Genomic DNA, 13,788 nt, shown 5'->3' on the forward strand with positions numbered 1-13,788 from the left:
GAGGCGTAATTTTGTATGAAAGTGGGAGCTAGTATCGCTCTGGGGTTTTGACTTTACGCCGTAGGTCGTCCTCATGTTAGGATCGTTCGCATTCGCGATATTGTGACTCTGTTACCCCGTCTTCAATGAAGCTTCGGGGAGTGAACAGGCCCCGACTATCTAACTCCAGGGAGGCTATAAGAAATGTCTAACAACGAAACTTTGACCGGGGCCCGCCTACACCCGGCTATCGAGCCGATGGCGGAAACGGTTAAGTCCGGGAAAATGGACCGCCGAGAATTCCTCGCGCTCTCCACAGCTTTCGGCGCAACGGCTGCGACCGCATACGGTCTGCTCGGTTTGACGCTTCCGAAGCCCGCTGCGGCTGAAGGTAAGAAGGGCGGCGTCATGAAGGTCTCCATGAACATCAAGGGGATCGAAGACCCGCGTATTTATGACTGGTCGGAAAGAGCGAACGTGGCGCGCCAGTTTTGCGAGGCCTTGGTTCGCTGGAACTCAGAGTTCGTTTTCGAACCTTGGCTCCTTGAAGGCTGGGAAGCCAACGATGATGTAACGCAATACACTTTGTTTGTCCGTAAGGGCGTCAAGTGGAGCAACGGTGATGACTTCAACGCCGATGACGTTGTTTTCAACCTGAACCGTTGGTGTGAAGCCGAGATAGAAGGCAATTCTATGGCCTCTCGCCTTTCCAATCTTGTTGACCCCGACACCAAAAAGGCGCGTAGCGGTGCAATCGTCAAAGTTGATGATTTCACGGTTCAACTGAATCTTGCCGCACCGGATATTTCCATCATTCCCGGCGTGGCCGACTATCCGGCTTTGATCGTTCATCGTAATTTCGAAAAGGATGGCGGCGATCTCAGCAAAAACCCGATTGGAACCGGTCCGTTCAAACTTGATTCCTTCGAAGTAGGCGTGGGTGCGACCCTGAGCCGGTCCGATAACTGGTGGGGTGGCGAAGCCTTGCTTGATGGGATTGAGTTCATCGATTACGGGACCGATCCTGCTGCAGAAATTGCGGCGTTCGAAGCGGGCGAGATTCACACCAACTATCAGACGACCGGCGACTTCGTTGAGATAATGGAAGGCCTTGGCCTCGAAACCTCCAACGTGATCACCGCGGCGACGGTCGTTGCGCGTATGAACGTCACGCAGAAGCCTTACGACGACGTGCGCGTGCGCCGTGCGATCCAACTGGCGGTCGACAACGAGACGGTACTCGCTTTGGGTTACAACAACGCCGGATCGCCGGCCGAGAACCACCACGTTGGGCCCATGCATGAAGAATATTTCAAGCTTCCGCCAATCAAGCGCGACCCGGCAGCGGCCATGGCTTTGCTGAATGAGGCGGGTATGGCAGATACGGAGTTTGAACTAATCTCGATCGACGACGACTGGCGCCGCAATACCAGTGACGCCATTGCCGCTCAGATGCGTGACGCCGGAATCAAAGTGAAAAGAACCGTCATTCCCGGTTCATCATTCTGGAACAACTGGACGCAGTATCCTTTCTCGACCACCAACTGGAATGCGCGCCCGCTGGGTGTGCAGGTGCTTGCCTTGGCCTATCGGACCGGGGAAGCCTGGAACGAGACTGCCTACAGCAATCCGGAATTTGATGAGAAGATCAACGCGGCTCTTGCGGTTCTCGACGCAGACAAGCGTCGTGTGCTGATGGAGGATATCGAGAAAATTCTCCAGGACTCGGGCATTATGATTCAGCCTTACTGGCGTGGTCTATTCTGCAGCAACGTGCCTGAATTGAAGGGACGCAATATGCACCAGACCTTCGAGATGCATTTCGAAAAGGTTTACCTGGAAAGCTAAGGTCAGCGTGAAGGCGGGAAGGGGACAGATGTCCCCTTCTTGCTTTTCTGTCTCTTTGCGAAAGGGCCTGTGATGCTCACCTTCATCAGTCGTCGGGTTGGCGTGCTTGCGCTGACGATGATCGTGCTTACCCTTGTGGTATTTGCATTGGTCAACCTTGAGCCAAATCTGAAAAAATTGGCGCTTGAACAGAACAACAACCGCATGACGCAAGAAGCGGTTGATAGCTGGCTTGAAAAGAATGGATACAACCGGCCTCTGCTCGTGCGTTATGGCGAGTGGCTGTTCAATGCATCGCGCGGGGACCTCGGGGAATCGACTCGCTTCAAATCGCCTGTGAACGACGTGCTTCCCAAGCGGCTTGGATATACCGGAACTTTGGCATTCTGGGTCATGATCATCATGGTGCCCTCGGCGCTGATCGTGGGAATTCTCGCCGGTATGCGTGAAGGCAGTTTTCTTGACAGAGTCCTTTCTATTTTCTCGATCGGCACGACCGCAACGCCCGAATATGTGAGCGGTATCCTCTTTACCGTGGTTTTCGCCTCTTGGCTGGGGCTTCTAAAAGGGGTTTCCAATGTCGATAGCGTAACCGTCGAGAACTTTACGCTTCCAGTCATGACGATGGCGCTCTACGGAATGGGCTATATCGCGCGCATGACGCGAGCGTCCATGGCTGAAGTAATGACTTCCCAATACATTCGTACCGCGCGGCTAAAAGGACTCTCGTTTCGGGCCGTCGTCTTCAAGCATGCACTGAGGAATGCGCTGATAGCACCCTTTACCGTTATCATGCTGCAGTTCCCCTGGTTGCTGACAGGCGTCGTGATCGTAGAAAATCTATTCAACTACAAAGGATTTGGTTGGACCTTGGTGGAAGCCGCGGACAACAACGACATTAACCTGCTGCTTGCCTGCTCGCTGGTATCGGTTGCCGTTGTGATAACGACGCAGTTGATATCCGATATCGGCTACGCCTTCCTCAATCCACGTATTCGCGTCAGCTAGGGGGACGTTCAATGGAAAGCATAGGCTTCCTTGAGATCTGGGGCGTCGTCATAGCGCGGCTATGGCCGGTGTGGCTTGGCTTGGCAGTCTTGATGGGCGCGAGTGCATTTTACCGCGACCGGTTGGGGCTTTATGGACGGCTGTATCATAGCAATGTGGGTATGGTGGGTCTTGGGATCGTCTTTTTTTGGATCCTTACGGCATTATTTGCCGATATTGTTGCTCCCTTCGACCCGATTGAGCAGTTCGTGCTGCTGAAACGGGCGGCGCCCGGATCCATCGAAGCTGAGACCGGCAGAGCATTCCTGTTCGGTGCGGACAACCTGGGGCGCGATCTGTTCAGCCGCATGGTTTACGGCAGCCGTTTTGTGCTTCTGATTGCACCTGCAGCGACCTTGGTGGCCTTTTTGGTTGGAATCTCCTTGGGATTGCCGGCGGGGTACTTTGGCGGCAAAAGCGATGCGATTCTTTCCTTCATCGCCAATCTCGTGCTGGCCTTCCCTGTGATCTTGTTGTTCTACCTGCTGGTAACGCCCGGTGTTCGAGAGACCGCCATTCCGAATTTCATGGCGGGGGTGTTCTTTATCTTCCCGGTTTTGATTTTTGCGATGCTGTTCTACACCCGCTATGCGCAACGTGCCGGATTACTCGCAATTCTGCTCGCGGTTACCTTCGGGTTGGGTGGCTGGATGTACATCGGCGTGGTCTTTGACCTCGACCCGCTTGGCATCATCCATCTGGAACCGAACGAGCTGAACATCTTTGCCGCGGTGGTGTTTGCGTCATCGCCCGGTGTTTTCCGTATCGTTCGCGGTCTGACGATGGATATCAAGACACGCGATTACGTGGCTGCCGCGCAAACGCGAGGCGAGGGGTCCTGGTACATCATGTTGTGGGAAATGCTTCCCAACGCCCGCGGTCCGCTGATCGTCGATGCCTGCCTTCGCATTGGCTATACGACGATCCTCCTTGGAACGCTCGGTTTCTTCGGTCTGGGTTTGGCCCCGGAGTCTCCGGACTGGGGCTCCATGATCAATCAGACCCGTGGATTCATCCGCATTGTTCCAACGATTGTGCTGCCACAGACGATTGCTTTGGCATCGCTGGTTCTTGGCCTCAACCTGCTGGCCGACGGCTTGCGGGAAGAATCATTGCGAGACTGATCGAGGAAGGAGAATACAGCGATGAGTGATCCGATCCTGGAAATTGATAACCTCTCGATCTCCTTTTTTACCCGAATTGGAGAAATCCCGGCGGTCATGGATTTCTCCTGTAGTGTCCAGCCAGGCGAAGCGATGGGCCTTGTCGGTGAATCCGGCTGTGGCAAATCAACTGTTGCGCTCGCTATTATGCGCTACCTCGGGTCGAACGGCCGGATTGTAGATGGCTCGATCAAGTTCAAGGGCCGCGACATGAGCACACTCTCCGAAGAGGAGTTGTCGCAATTGCGCGGATCAAAAATCGCCATGATCTATCAGGAGCCCATGGCTAGCCTGAACCCGGCGATGCGCGTTGGCGCTCAATTGACCGAAGTCCCCATCCTTCATGAAGGGGTTTCGATGGCGGAGGCCGAGAAACGCTCCATCGAGATGCTGGAGGCCGTACGCCTGCCTGATCCGGAGCGGATCATGCGGGCCTATCCGCACCAACTTTCCGGCGGTCAGCAGCAACGCATTGTGATTGCTATGGCGTTGTTATCCAAGCCGGAGTTGCTCCTGCTCGATGAACCAACGACCGCATTGGACGTTACTGTCGAAGCTGGGATCATTGAACTGGTGAAGAACCTAGGGAAGCAGTTCGGCACCTCGATGATCTTCATCTCTCACAACCTGGGTTTGATTTTAGAGACCTGTGATCGCATTACGGTCATGTATTCTGGTGAGGCCGTGGAGACAGGCACGGTCGACGAGGTCTTCAACAAAATGCGCCATCCCTATACGCAAGGGCTGTTCCGTTCCATTCCCTTGCCGGGCACCGACAAGAACGCGCGCCCAATCGAACCAATTCCCGGACAGTTTCCCTTGCCGCATGAGCGCCCGCCTGGCTGCAATTTCGGCCCACGTTGCGCGCATTTCAAAGCCGGACTTTGTGACGTTGGTAATCTAGCCATGCACACAATTGGGGGCGAGGAAGGCCATGCCTCCCGTTGCGAGCGCATTAGTGACATCGATTGGGCAGCGCCAATTGTCGCGTCGAAGGAGTTTGCCGAAGTAGAGCCTGGCGACGTCGTTTTGAAGGTGGATAAGCTAAAGAAATACTACACCGTCAGCGCCAACGAGATTTTTGGCGGTAAGCAACGCACAGTTAAAGCCAATGAACGTATTACGATGGATGCGCGCGAAGCTGAAACCGTTGCCATTGTCGGCGAGTCCGGCTGCGGGAAATCCACCCTGGCGAAGGTCCTGTTGGGCCTGGAAACAGGCACCGATGGCGTGATCGAACTCAACGGGGAGGATATTACCTATAAACCTGTCGAAAAACGCTCAACAGGTACCGTGAGTTCGCTTCAGATGGTGTTCCAAAATCCTTTTGATACCCTTAATCCAAGCCATTCCATAGGCTCGCAAATCATCCGCGTGCTGGAGCTATTCAAGATTGGGAAGGACCAACAGGAACGCGAAGCACGCATGTTTGAACTGCTCGATATGGTCAAGCTTCCACGCGCATTCGCCGACCGCAAGCCTCGCCAGCTATCAGGCGGCCAGAAGCAACGTATCGGCATTGCGCGCGCGTTTGCGGGCCATCCAAAAGTCGTCGTTGCGGACGAGCCCGTTTCCGCCTTGGATGTCTCGGTCCAGGCTGCGGTGACCCAACTGCTAATGGAGATCCAGCGCGAGTCACGCACGACCATGCTATTCATCAGTCATGATTTGTCCGTCGTGCGGTATCTGGCGGATCGCGTTGTCGTAATGTACTTGGGGCACGTTGCTGAAAAAGGGACGACCGACGAGGTTTTCTCGCCGCCCTATCATCCCTATACGGAGGCGCTGCTTTCCGCCGTCCCCATAGCCGACACGTCGGTTCGCAAGAAGCGGATCATTCTGGAAGGTAATCTGCCATCGGTGATGAACCCGCCAAAGGGCTGCCCTTTCTGCACGCGCTGTCATCGGCGCATTGGCAAGGTTTGCGATACGGAAGTTCCGCCAATTCATAATATCTCGGATACCCACAGCATCGCCTGCCACATTCCGCTGGAAGAGCTTATGAAGGTTGAGCCGGTTATCGTGCTGGCGGGGAGCGGTGACGGCAATGCGGAAGGTGATGGTCCGACTACGCCGGAAACATCGACTCTTAGTTAGTATTGGTAGGCTCGTCGGGGAAATTTAGCCCAGCTTTACGTAGTCCAACTGCGAGAGCGGCAATCACCTCTGGATCCATGTTTCTGACTAGAAACGGGGTTAGGGGGGTCACTGCGGAATCCGGACGAAGCTGTAAGACATGCTCAAGTGTTTGCTTTGCCTTTTCCGGCTCTCCGTTCATTGCGTAAGCGGCCGCCAAGCTTGTCTGCACCATGTAATTATCCGGCAGGTTCACCTTCAGGGCGATATCCCGTGCGGATTTATAATCACCCTGCAAATAGGCGTGCAGATGCCAAATATAGTCCCACCAACTTTGATGTTTCGGGTTCAATATTTTAGCGCGCTGAACCCAGGATTTCCCTTTCTCCCATTCGCCTGAGTAGGCCATCCAAGTGCCAAGGTCGGCGAGCACGAAAGCATCGTTTGGATTTAACTTGATGGCACGATCAGCGAATTGCTGGAAGACAGTCCGGTCTTCCATTTGCATTTGGCTGAGAATTGCCAAGGCGTAATAGGCATCAGCATTCTCTGGGTTGAGTTTTAGTGCGCGATTGGCTGTCTCTTGCGCCAGCTCCGCCCAATCATCGGGCGTGTCGATGGCGTACTTCTTAGCCTCGATGTAGCTGAACGCCAGACGTGACCAGCCAAGAGAGTAGTCCGGATCGTTCTGTAATGTTTGCTTGAGGCAGTCTCGTGCTCTGCGGTGACGATCCGGTTCAAAGGTCTCGTAGAACCAATAGGACAACAAAACGCAATCATAGGATTTGAGAGTTTGGGGCGCTTCTCGCCGCAATCGATTGGCAACCTGGGTATCGAACAGCGGTGCATCGGCTGAACCGACTTGCGCGACCACCTTCTGAGCGATCTCAAGCTGTATATCGAAGATGTTAGCTATGCTGAGGTCGCGTCTGAAAGGGCCGGGGGAATCAAGCTCCTGGCAAGTCCGCGCATCCGTAAATCTCGTCGTCACCGCTAGTAAATCACCAGAGCGTTGGACACTTCCGGATAGAATATAGTCAGCGCTCAATTCACGACGCACTTGGGTGCATTGAGGCCGTGTGCCCAACTGGCGTGTGGAACTCAGATCAATCACAAAGAGATTCGAGAACTTCGAGAGATAAGTCACAATCTCTCTACTTAGACCTTCGCTGAAGTACTGGTTGTCTGCATTTTGCTCCAAAGTATCGAATGGAAGGACGGCGATGCGCGGGCCGTTTGGCAAATCGATCTCGCTGGTCGCGGTAAACCAGCCCAGAAAGGCTCCCAAAAGAATAATGATAGCAAGTGCAACGATAGGAAGGCGCCAGGGCTTCGTTCCTCTGCGGCGCAGTTGGCCCGCTTGTTCGGGCGGCCAGCACCAAACTTCGATTGGCTTTGCTATGTTCTTGACGCGTTGGCGCCCCCCCATAGCGAAGATGAAATCAACTTTTCCCTTCACTTGGTCGTGGACAGCGCCGGAAAGGCAGATTCCACTAGGCGGTGCCAAGCTTTCCAGTCTAGCGGCAAGATTAACGCTTTCACCGAACAGATTATCGCCTTCTTGGATCATCTCGCCGAAATGAATTCCTATTCGAAATTCCATTTTGGTATCGGCGCTTTGGTCCCTGTTGAGATCTTGCAGCGCGGTCTGGATTCGATTTGCACAGCGTACGGCGGTAACGGAGCTTGGAAATTCCGCAATCAGACTGTCTCCAGCCGTGCCAAAGACCCGTCCGCCAAGCTCGTCCACGATAGATTCGATAATAGTCCGACGTTCGGTAAGCAGCCGGTAGGCCGCTCCCTCATCAGCCTCCATGAGGCGACTGTAGCCAACTGCATCCGCGGCAAGAACGGCGGCCAAGCGATGGTCCATGAGCCTCTCCCTAACGCTAAGGATACTGCGAGAGAGTAGGATGGTCCATTATAGTTAAGGGTGTGCAACACCGCCCGAAGGAGCCGAAGAATGAGAAAGGGGCCTCCAAAATCTGAAGGCCCCTTTTAAAATTGGCTCCGCGGGCAGGACTCGAACCTGCGACAGGGTGGTTAACAGCCACCTGCTCTACCAACTGAGCTACCGCGGATCAGTGACGTTCGGCAATACCGTCAACGTCCGTATGATGGCGCGGCTTATAGCAAAAGAATTCATGCTTGCAAACCCATTCCGCACGACTTTCGGTGGTCGGTCTAACTGGTGGTATCATCTGCCTTTCTCAGGTGGACGCCGTTAATCTTCCAACTACCGTCTTCCTGACGTTGCATGATATAGGCGGCGATGACCGCGGTGCCGTCGGGTCCAACCAGATGAACCTGTTGGATAGGATGCCCTTCGACGACACTTAGTTCTGTAAATGTGACGTCTTGTGCACGATAGACGTGCTGATAATTGCGGCGCACGATGTTGATAAACCGGCCCGGGTTTTGGAATTTTTCTTGGATGTAAGGAGACGCATAGCTGAAGGCTGTGCCGGCGTCATCTAGTCGGAAGGCTTGGATCTGGGAGAGAATCGTGCTCTGGATAGCTTGCCGATCTGAGTCGCCAACCGGCTGGGCGCTCAGTCCAGCGGGCGACATGAGCGCTGCAATTAGCAGCAAAAAACGCAGAGGTCTCATTTCCTGGTTCCTCCTTGGGCCTTTATCATGACATAGCGCGGAGCCTTCGGTAATCCAGGCGTGATGAAATATTGTAAGTCTCGGCTTGAACTTCCGACCGGGAGAGGTTAATCCCTGTTCACCGCTCGCTGAGGCGGCCCGGTGGCAGAGTGGTGATGCAGAGGACTGCAAATCCTTGTACGTCGGTTCGATTCCGGCCCGGGCCTCCATTTCTTCTTCAGGACACCATGAGCGTCGCGGGACTGAAGAGGCGGGCACCGCCTTCAGCACAGCAGATATTTTTTGCTTTGTTAGTATTTCAATTAAGAAAATCTCAACTTTTATCTTTTAGCTTCATCGCTGCTACCAAGAGGCGAGGCTGGCACGACTGGCGCGACTTCTAGATGGTGGCACCTTTATTGAAGTCTTCGGGATGGAGCAGTAAGAATGACCAGCGAATTTGGCGCTCAAAAACTAGCGCAGCCTCAGGGTGATTTTGAGCAGCTTCAAAGCGAAAATTCGGATACCACCCCCCAAGAAACTCCGGACGTTGTATTGGAAGCCCCGAAAGAACCAAAAAACATTTCGGAGACTGGCGTCAGCAAAACAGTGATTGAGGCCCTGATCCTCAAGACCATGATCTCGCTGAAGGTCGAGACGATAGCAAAGTTATGCAAGTCCCTCTTTCTGCCTTACTCGATTGTCGAGCAGATCATGGAGGAGATGCGGACGAGCGGGATGGTTGAGATCCTCGGCTCGACGGGAGAGGGGGCGGGCGATCAGTTCCGTTTCACTTTGACTACGAGCGGTCGGAAGATTGCCCTCGAGGCGCTTGATCGAAACAAGTATGTCGGTCCGGCGCCAGTCGGGCTAAAGGCTTTTGCCGAGCGTGTGCTCAAGCAATCCATCATAAACGAGATGATACCGCGAGAGCGAATTGATGAATGCTTTGGCGATCTCGTGGTCCCTGAAGAACTGGTTGAGGAACTGGGTCCCGCAGTCAATTCCGGACGCGCCGTGCTGCTTTACGGAACCCCAGGTAACGGCAAGAGTTCTCTCGCCGAGCGAATGGGACGAATGTTCCTGAGCGAGATATACATTCCGCACTGCGTCGAGGTCGGCGGAGACATCATCAAGCTCTACGACCCTGCATTGCACCGGGCGGTTGAATCCGAGAATCCTGTCGACTCAATTTTCAAAACCGTATCGATCGAACGCGAAGATATCGATAAGCGCTGGGTCAAGATCAAACGGCCCTTGGTGATCGCCGGCGGCGAACTAACGTTGGAGATGTTGGATCTACAGTTCAATGCCTTGAGCGGCTTCTACGAAGCGCCGCTGCACATGAAAGCGCTCAACGGCATCATGATGATTGACGACTTCGGTCGTCAGCTGATATCGCCGGAAAGCCTTTTGAATCGCTGGATCGTTCCCCTGGAGAAGCGGATCGATTTCCTGAAGCTCCATACGGGAAAGTCTTTCGAGATACCCTTCGACGCTCTGGTCGTTTTCTCAACCAATCTCAGTCCGAAGGACCTGATGGATCCGGCATTCCTCCGCCGTATTCCCTACAAGGTACGTATCGAGGGTCCAACATTCGAAGATTTCGCTATGATCTTTCAGCGTGTTGCATCGGAAGCAGGACTGGTGATCGACGATGAAACGATTCGCGAGGTGGCCGGGTTCCTGGAACAGAAACAGCTTCAACTCGCGAATTATCAGCCAAAATTCATTATCGATCAGGTGGTGGCAGCATGTAAGTATGCGCGGACGGAACGCCGCTGTGATCAAAAGCTGATCAATCGAGCGATGCGTAATCTTCAAGTCGATTGAACGCTGCCAGTTCGTAAGTGATAGCGGCGGGGAATTGCTTCCCGCCGTTGTCATTGGCACAGGGGCAGCCTATAACGGCTCTACCATTTTTTTGCCTTGGGAGCGCCGACAGGCTGTTACGCTGCAATGATCGATTTTGAAGCTGCTCGTCACAACATGGTCGAAAGCCAAATTCGGACCAACAAGGTTCGTGATTTGAGAATCGTGGATGCTATGGACTCGCTTCCACGTGAGCTGTTTGCGCCTGAAAATCGCCGTGGTGTCGCATATATCGATGAAGATTTACCTATCGGGAACGGTCGCTATATGATCGAGCCGATGGTGCTTGCCCGTTTGGTTCAAGCAGCGGAAATAAAGCCTGGCGATCTGGTTCTCGACCTCGCCTGTGCAAGCGGTTACTGCGCGGCTTTGCTGACGATATTGGGTGCAACCGTTGTCGCTGTCGAACCAGACGCTGATTTGATTGCCATGGGGACGGAGGCCTTGAACGAGGCTGGCATCGAGAATGTGGTAATGCTTAAAGGCGATCCAAAGGCCGGTTACGAAAAGCAAGCGCCCTACAACGTGATTTTATTGCCTGGCGCCGTTGCGGAAGTGCCGGCGGCTTTGTTTGATCAGCTCGCAGACGGCGGGCGGTTGGTAACCGTTATTCGGACTGATCAAAACTCTGTTGGCGCAGCCACCCTGTATCGACGGAGTGGTAAGGCGATTTCCAGCCGTGTTTTATTTGATGCGTCGACGCCGCTATTGCCCGGTTTTGAGAAGCAACCTGGTTTCGTGTTCTGAAGATAGGAACCTGATGTCCGTGATAGATAGTCCGTTGGAAATGGAAGTCGAAGAATTACGGCAACGGCTTGCCAGCGATGATTCACTGGTGGTTCTGGATGTTCGGGAGCCTTGGGAGTTGGAGATTGTCCGCCTCTCGGGAACACTTGATATACCGATGAATCACTTGATTGAACGGATAAAGGAAGTGCCGCAAGATCGGCCGGTCGCCGTGTTGTGCCGCAGCGGTGGGCGCAGTATGAAAGTTACGCAGTACCTGCGTCAGCAAGGATTCTCAAATGTGATCAATGTCGCCGGAGGGATTCTTGCCTGGGCCGACCGCATCGATAACACTTTGGCCAAATATTGACTGTGATAATTGGGAGAGGATCTTCGTCCTGTGAGTAAGAAGAACCGATTGAGTCAATTTACAATGTTGACGGCATTATCGCTGGCTACTTTTACGATGGCGGGCGCTTTTACTCTTCCTGCAGCAAAGGCGGAAAGCTTGGAGCAAGCGCTGATTGCCGCCTATGAGAGCAATCCGACCTTGCGGGCCGCCAGGGCCAATCTGCGGGCCGGGGACGAAGCGGTCCCGCAAGCCCTGTCAGGGTGGCGGCCTTTAGTTACGGTGAACGCTAATACCGGTGGCCAATACACTGATTCGGACAGTGGAAGCAGCAAGAACAGCGATGGGACTTTGCCGATTGGGGCAAGCCTGGACATCGTCCAACCTCTTTATACCGGTGGTCGTACGGACGCCAATGTCAACGCTGCCGAGAACGACATTCAGGCGCAGCGTTCGTCTTTGAAATCGACTGAGCAGCAGGTGCTGCTGGATGCTGTTGCAGCCTACATCAATGTCTGGCGAGCCAATTCTGTTCTTGAATTGAATCTGAATAACGAACGTGTGTTGCAACGGCAGCTGGAAGCGACCCGGGATCGTTTTTCGGTAGGTGAGTTGACAAGAACTGACGTAGCACAGGCTGAATCCAGGCTGGCACGGGCGGTTTCCGATCGGATCGAAGCCGAGGGCGCATTGGCCGAGGCGGCTGCGGTCTATGAAGAAGTGATAGGCCGTTCGCCCAGCGATACCGTGCAGCCTCCCCTCCCGATGAGTTTACCTGCCAGCCTGCAAAGCGCGGTGGATGTTGCTCTCGCTAGCAATCCGGACGTGGTCGCAGCCGAGTTCCAACAACGCGCAGCGGGGCATCGCGTCGAAGCGGCGGAAGCGGAGTTTGAACCAGAGGTTAATCTGGTCGGGCGTGTGAGCCACGACCGGAACCGGACGGTCGATGATAGCAACACGACCCAAGCGTCTGTGCTAGCTGAACTGACTGTGCCGATCTACCAGCAGGGTTTTGTGTCCAGCCAGGTACGGCAGCAAAAGCAGATCTCCAACCAGCGTCGTATAGAAATTGAACAAGCGCGCAGGCGTGCTCGGCAGGAGGCCGTCGCCTCTTGGGAGGCTTTGGAAACCGCAAGGGCGCAAACAACGTCATTTGAATCCGAGGTGGAAGCCAATCGTATAGCGCTCGACGGAGTCCAGCAGGAAAACTTAGTGGGTGCACGAACTGTCCTGGATGTTTTAGATGCGGAGCAGGAGCTGCTAAACTCTCAGGTTAATCTAGTGACGGCGCAGCGGGACTTGGTGTTGGCGGCGTACCGTACAATCGCTGCAATGGGATCTATGACGGCCCAGGGCCTTGCATTGGACGTTACGCTCTACGACCCGCAAGCGAATTATAACGCCGTTCGGAACCGCGCTTACGGAACGGATGTCCAGCCCATTCAGTAAACGGCGGTCTGCCCAACGAGGCTGTTTTTGCAATCATGAGGGGCGACTGGCAGAATAATGGGTAGAGACTCGGCTGAAACGGTTTGATCCGAACGGGCGCGCCCATAGGGAGTATCCATGAGTCAAGCGACACCCGAAGGCGAAGCGACGATGGAAGATATCCTCGATTCCATCCGTAAGGCGGTGGAAGCCGAAGATTGGCAAGTCGTCGAGCCCGAGCCTGTTATCGAATTGACGCGGGTGGTGAAAGAGGACGGCAGTGTTGTCGATTTGACTATGCCTACATCAGAGTCTGGAACCGAGGGCAATGGGGAGCAAGTGAGCGAGGAACAGTCTGTGAGTGACGGAAAGAACAGTGATTTCGAACGGCCCCATGAAGGAAATTCGTTCAGCGAAAAACCAACGCCCGGACCGAATGACCGGCTGTCCGCCGCTGCCGGATCCGCTGCGCTTTCGAGTTTCATCTCAAAATCCGAAGAGAAACATGTCGATATTGGCCCGCAACTGGGATCAGGCCGCACCCTTGAAGGTGTTGTGCGGGAAGCTCTGGTACCCCACGTGCGTGATTGGTTGGAAGAAAACCTCGTTCCGCTCGTGCAGAATATAGTGCGCGAAGAAATTGAGCGTATGGTTCGTCGCAAAGACGACTAAGGTCCTCTCTAACCGGCCAAATCAGAAAAAATCTGTAAG

The 13,788-nt window shown here is 54.2% G+C and carries 11 protein-coding genes and 2 tRNA genes; 10 read left to right on the forward strand and 3 right to left on the reverse strand.

Going from position 1 to position 13,788, the window contains the following annotated elements:
- Positions 1 to 183 precede the first annotated feature (183 nt).
- From ABIE63_RS12135 to ABIE63_RS12150, 4 genes are all read left to right on the forward strand, one after another.
- A complete protein-coding gene (locus ABIE63_RS12135) occupies positions 184 to 1,827 on the forward strand; it encodes an ABC transporter substrate-binding protein (RefSeq protein WP_183416343.1) in 1,644 nt (547 codons plus the stop codon).
- Positions 1,828 to 1,899: 72 nt separating this feature from the next.
- On the forward strand, positions 1,900 to 2,835 hold the full coding sequence (locus ABIE63_RS12140) for an ABC transporter permease (protein WP_183416344.1): 936 nt from the start codon (positions 1,900 to 1,902) through the stop codon (positions 2,833 to 2,835).
- An 11-nt stretch (positions 2,836 to 2,846) separates the two neighbouring features.
- A complete protein-coding gene (locus ABIE63_RS12145) occupies positions 2,847 to 3,998 on the forward strand; it encodes an ABC transporter permease (RefSeq protein ID WP_183416345.1) in 1,152 nt (383 codons plus the stop codon).
- A 21-nt stretch (positions 3,999 to 4,019) separates the two neighbouring features.
- Positions 4,020 to 6,134, forward strand: coding sequence for an ABC transporter ATP-binding protein (locus ABIE63_RS12150; protein ID WP_354504742.1), 2,115 nt, complete (start codon positions 4,020 to 4,022; stop codon positions 6,132 to 6,134).
- Here ABIE63_RS12150 and ABIE63_RS12155 read toward each other — a convergent pair.
- From ABIE63_RS12155 to ABIE63_RS12165, 3 genes are all read right to left on the reverse strand, one after another.
- Entirely contained in the window at positions 6,127 to 7,986 is a 1,860-nt protein-coding gene (locus ABIE63_RS12155; RefSeq protein WP_354504744.1) for an adenylate/guanylate cyclase domain-containing protein, read from the reverse strand. The genes ABIE63_RS12150 and ABIE63_RS12155 overlap by 8 nt on opposite strands.
- Positions 7,987 to 8,118: 132 nt before the next feature.
- Positions 8,119 to 8,194: transfer RNA gene (locus ABIE63_RS12160), tRNA-Asn, on the reverse strand.
- Between the two features lie 103 nt (positions 8,195 to 8,297).
- A complete protein-coding gene (locus ABIE63_RS12165; protein ID WP_354504745.1) occupies positions 8,298 to 8,723 on the reverse strand; it encodes a DUF4864 domain-containing protein in 426 nt (141 codons plus the stop codon).
- 135 nt (positions 8,724 to 8,858) lie between these two features.
- Between ABIE63_RS12165 and ABIE63_RS12170 the strand changes: the two genes are divergently transcribed.
- From ABIE63_RS12170 to ABIE63_RS12195, 6 genes are all read left to right on the forward strand, one after another.
- Positions 8,859 to 8,932: transfer RNA gene (locus ABIE63_RS12170), tRNA-Cys, on the forward strand.
- 217 nt (positions 8,933 to 9,149) lie between these two features.
- The gene (locus ABIE63_RS12175) at positions 9,150 to 10,535 is read left to right on the forward strand and encodes a hypothetical protein (RefSeq protein ID WP_354504746.1); all 1,386 of its coding nucleotides are present in this window, start codon (positions 9,150 to 9,152) and stop codon (positions 10,533 to 10,535) included.
- 126 nt (positions 10,536 to 10,661) lie between these two features.
- On the forward strand, positions 10,662 to 11,321 hold the full coding sequence (locus ABIE63_RS12180) for a protein-L-isoaspartate O-methyltransferase (protein WP_354504747.1): 660 nt from the start codon (positions 10,662 to 10,664) through the stop codon (positions 11,319 to 11,321).
- Between the two features lie 13 nt (positions 11,322 to 11,334).
- Positions 11,335 to 11,670 carry a rhodanese-like domain-containing protein gene (locus tag ABIE63_RS12185; protein WP_354504749.1) on the forward strand — a complete coding sequence of 112 codons (336 nt, stop codon included), beginning with the start codon at positions 11,335 to 11,337 and terminating at the stop codon, positions 11,668 to 11,670.
- A gap of 48 nt (positions 11,671 to 11,718) precedes the next feature.
- On the forward strand, positions 11,719 to 13,098 hold the full coding sequence (locus ABIE63_RS12190) for a TolC family outer membrane protein (RefSeq protein ID WP_354504750.1): 1,380 nt from the start codon (positions 11,719 to 11,721) through the stop codon (positions 13,096 to 13,098).
- A gap of 150 nt (positions 13,099 to 13,248) precedes the next feature.
- A complete protein-coding gene (locus ABIE63_RS12195) occupies positions 13,249 to 13,749 on the forward strand; it encodes a DUF2497 domain-containing protein (RefSeq protein ID WP_354504751.1) in 501 nt (166 codons plus the stop codon).
- Positions 13,750 to 13,788 lie beyond the last annotated feature (39 nt).

The sequence above is a fragment of the Limibacillus sp. MBR-115 genome, assembly GCF_040549425.1.
Taxonomy (GTDB): Bacteria; Pseudomonadota; Alphaproteobacteria; order Kiloniellales; family CECT-8803; genus Limibacillus; species Limibacillus halophilus.

What these genes read in the sequence shown, in the direction of transcription:
- ABIE63_RS12135 (WP_183416343.1), top strand. Translation starts at nt 184, where the DNA reads ATGTCTAACAACGAAACTTTGACCGGGGCCCGCCTACACCCGGCTATC.
- ABIE63_RS12155 (WP_354504744.1), bottom strand. Translation starts at nt 7,986, where the DNA reads ATGGACCATCGCTTGGCCGCCGTTCTTGCCGCGGATGCAGTTGGCTAC.
- ABIE63_RS12145 (WP_183416345.1), top strand. Translation starts at nt 2,847, where the DNA reads ATGGAAAGCATAGGCTTCCTTGAGATCTGGGGCGTCGTCATAGCGCGG.
- ABIE63_RS12175 (WP_354504746.1), top strand. Translation starts at nt 9,150, where the DNA reads ATGACCAGCGAATTTGGCGCTCAAAAACTAGCGCAGCCTCAGGGTGAT.
- ABIE63_RS12165 (WP_354504745.1), bottom strand. Translation starts at nt 8,723, where the DNA reads ATGAGACCTCTGCGTTTTTTGCTGCTAATTGCAGCGCTCATGTCGCCC.
- ABIE63_RS12195 (WP_354504751.1), top strand. Translation starts at nt 13,249, where the DNA reads ATGGAAGATATCCTCGATTCCATCCGTAAGGCGGTGGAAGCCGAAGAT.
- ABIE63_RS12140 (WP_183416344.1), top strand. Translation starts at nt 1,900, where the DNA reads ATGCTCACCTTCATCAGTCGTCGGGTTGGCGTGCTTGCGCTGACGATG.
- ABIE63_RS12180 (WP_354504747.1), top strand. Translation starts at nt 10,662, where the DNA reads ATGATCGATTTTGAAGCTGCTCGTCACAACATGGTCGAAAGCCAAATT.
- ABIE63_RS12150 (WP_354504742.1), top strand. Translation starts at nt 4,020, where the DNA reads ATGAGTGATCCGATCCTGGAAATTGATAACCTCTCGATCTCCTTTTTT.
- ABIE63_RS12185 (WP_354504749.1), top strand. Translation starts at nt 11,335, where the DNA reads ATGTCCGTGATAGATAGTCCGTTGGAAATGGAAGTCGAAGAATTACGG.